The sequence below is a fragment of the Pseudonocardia sp. NPDC049154 genome (assembly GCF_040648315.1).
Taxonomy (GTDB): Bacteria; Actinomycetota; Actinomycetes; order Mycobacteriales; family Pseudonocardiaceae; genus Pseudonocardia.
In genome coordinates, this window is sequence record NZ_JBEZDN010000248.1 from 1 (window position 1) to 2650 (window position 2650).

At 72.4% G+C, this 2650-nt stretch carries 1 protein-coding gene and 1 pseudogene; both read right to left on the minus strand.

Features of this window, described 5'->3' with window-relative positions; all coding sequences use genetic code 11:
* Positions 1 to 26: 26 nt before the first annotated feature.
* Positions 27 to 1319 (minus strand): MFS transporter, encoded by a 1293-nt coding sequence (locus AB0B41_RS43010; protein ID WP_358212989.1) that lies wholly within the window; start codon positions 1317 to 1319, stop codon positions 27 to 29.
* A gap of 895 nt (positions 1320 to 2214) precedes the next feature.
* Positions 2215 to 2650 (minus strand): annotated as a pseudogene (locus tag AB0B41_RS43015) (hypothetical protein); the annotation flags it as partial.

Below are 2650 nucleotides of genomic sequence, written 5' to 3' on the forward strand. Positions count from 1 at the left end.
CGGGGGGGGGCGGCCCCCCCACGTCGTCAGGCGACGGGCGTCGGCCGGGCGACGGCGCGGCGCAGGCCGTGGCGAGCGGCGTCCCGGTCCGGCTGCACGACGAGCATGGCGGTGAGGCCGCCGAGCACCATCAGCAGGCCCGCGATGTCGAACGCCCGCGCGTACCCCTCGACGGGGGTGGGCGCGGCGTCGACCAGTACGCCGGTGAGCAGCGGCGAGACGACGCTCGCCACGGAGACGATCGCGTACCAGGTGCCCAGGGTGGCGCCCCGCTGCCGGGTCGGCGTCACGTCCGCGACGGCCGCCTGTGAGAGCGGGGTCTGCGAGTTGCCGATCCCGAACGCCAGCGCGACGAACGGCAGCAGCAGGATCGGCGCGTCGACGCGGGTGATCAGCAGCATGCTGATGCCGGCGACGAGCGCGAACGCCCCGCCGAGCACGCCCTGGGCCAGGTGCCGCGAGAGGCCGCGGCGGAGCAGGCGCTGCGACAGCCATCCGCCGACCAGCATGAACACGATCGAGATGTACGCCGGGACGGTCACCACGAAGCCGAGCGCGGTGCCGCCGAAGCCGGCCTGGCCGAGGTAGAGGGGCAGGAACGCGATGGCGAGCGCGAGACCCCAGTAGACGGTGAACCCGGAGAACATCGTGCCGAGCCAGGTGCCGGAGGTGAGCAACCGGCGGTAGGGCACCCGTGGCTCGTCGGTGGCGGCCGGCGTGACCGGGGCGGACTTCGCGGCGGTGGTCGCGAACGGGCCGTCGCCGCCGACGATCACCCACGCGATCGCCCAGAGCAGCCCGATGGCGCCGAGGATGCCGAAGGCGGAGCGCCAGCCCCATGCGGCGATGGCCGCGTTGAGCAGCGGGGCGCCGATGATCACGCCGAGGCCGGAGCCGACCGTCAGCAACGCCGCCGTGAACCCGCGCTTGCGCTCCTCCACCCAGGAGAAGGCGACGTGCATGCCGAGCGGGATGCCGGGCCCCTCGCCCGCGCCCAGCAGGACGCGGGTGATCAGCAGGACCGCGAAGCCCGCGGCGGGCACCAGGATCGGCAGCTGCGCGGCGGACCAGATCACGGCCAGCGCCACCAGCATCCACTTCGCGGAGAACCGGTTGCCGAGGAAGCCGAACACGACGGCCGAGATGCTGAACAGCAGGTAGAAGGAGCTGGCGATGGTGCCGTACTCGGTGGCGCTGAGCCCGAGCTCCTTCATCATGGGGGCCGCGGCGAGCCCGATGATCGACTTGTCGGCGAAGTTGATCGCCACGAACAACATGAGCAGGGCGATCACCCAGCGGGTGCGGGTCCGGGGAGTCAAGAGGTCTCCTGACGTCGTCGTCGAGGTGACATGGGGCACGGTGTCGCCGGACGACCTTAACGTACGTTCGGCAAGGATTGTCCAGCTTCGGTAGGTCCGTCCGATGTGGGCGAGGGGCGACCTGGCTCTGCCGGCGTGAGATCGAGATCGACACGCCGGTCGAGCGGCTGTGGCAGCTGATCACGGGCCGGACTGCGTCCGTGTCCGATGCTCGTACGACGGCACCGCAGCGGCCTTGCGCCTGGGCGGCACAGGAGCGCACCGCTCGTCGCCAAGGTGACGGCCGCCGGGGTGCAGATGACGGGCGCGGAGCACGTGAGGGGGAGTGGGTGGAGGTGACGGGCAGGTGATGGGCGCCGGGCCGCGACGGGCGCCGGGCGGACATGACGAGCGCCAGGGCGAAGGTGACGTGCCGGGTCGTAGGTGACGAGCGCCAGGAGGTGACGAGCGGCAGGGCGGAGGTGATGAGCGCTGCAGCGCACGATGACCGGCCAGCCCATAGGTGACGGGGCTGGGGAAGGCACACCGGACGGCGAACTTGAGGGAGACGATCGCCGTGCTTACGGAGTTTGGCCGGCGCCCGATCTTGGAGCTGGCGGCCGCGGAGCGCAGTGCATCCGGCCCTGGCACGCGAGCTGCCGGCCAGCCACGCCGCGGTGCTGTTTGCACCTCGTGGTCTTCGAGTGAGCCTCGTCTCCGGCCACCGCATCGACAGCGCGGTGCGGTGCCGGGTCCGGACCAACCTCCTGAGGGGCGCGGCGGCTCTCGTCCATGCGTGGGCAGGCGGCTCGACACCATGCGTCCGCTCGTCGAGGGGGTCGAGGAGTTGACGCGGCTGTGACCATGCGGCAGCGATGGCTGAGGTGGGTTCAGGGCTGCGGGATCGGGCGGGCGCTCAGAAGGGGGCGGGGTCGTCGAGGTCGGCGGGGGCTACCTCGCCGCGCATGCTGGCGAGGGTCCAGCCGCCGCGGGGGGCCGGGGGTGGGGTGTCGCCGGGCTGGTCGGTGTCGGCGTCGGCGTCGAGTTGGGCGCGAGCGGCGAACTCGGCCGCGGCCTCGGGGTCCGGCACGGCAGGGTCGGGATCGGGTGTGGCGGTGAAGGGCCGGTAGTCGAAGGGCCGGCTGACGTATCGGTGCCCGGTCGGGGTGATCCAGGTCAGGGTGCCGTCGGGGTGGGCGAGGACCTGCCAGTCCTGGTGCTCCTTGAGGGTGTGGTGGTGTCTGCACAGCCCGTGAGGGTTGCGTTCGCAGGTGGGCCCGTGATCGGCGGCGCGGTGGTGGTGGTCGAGGTCGCCGTCGAGGGCGCGTCGGTTGCAGGTGGGGAATCGGCAG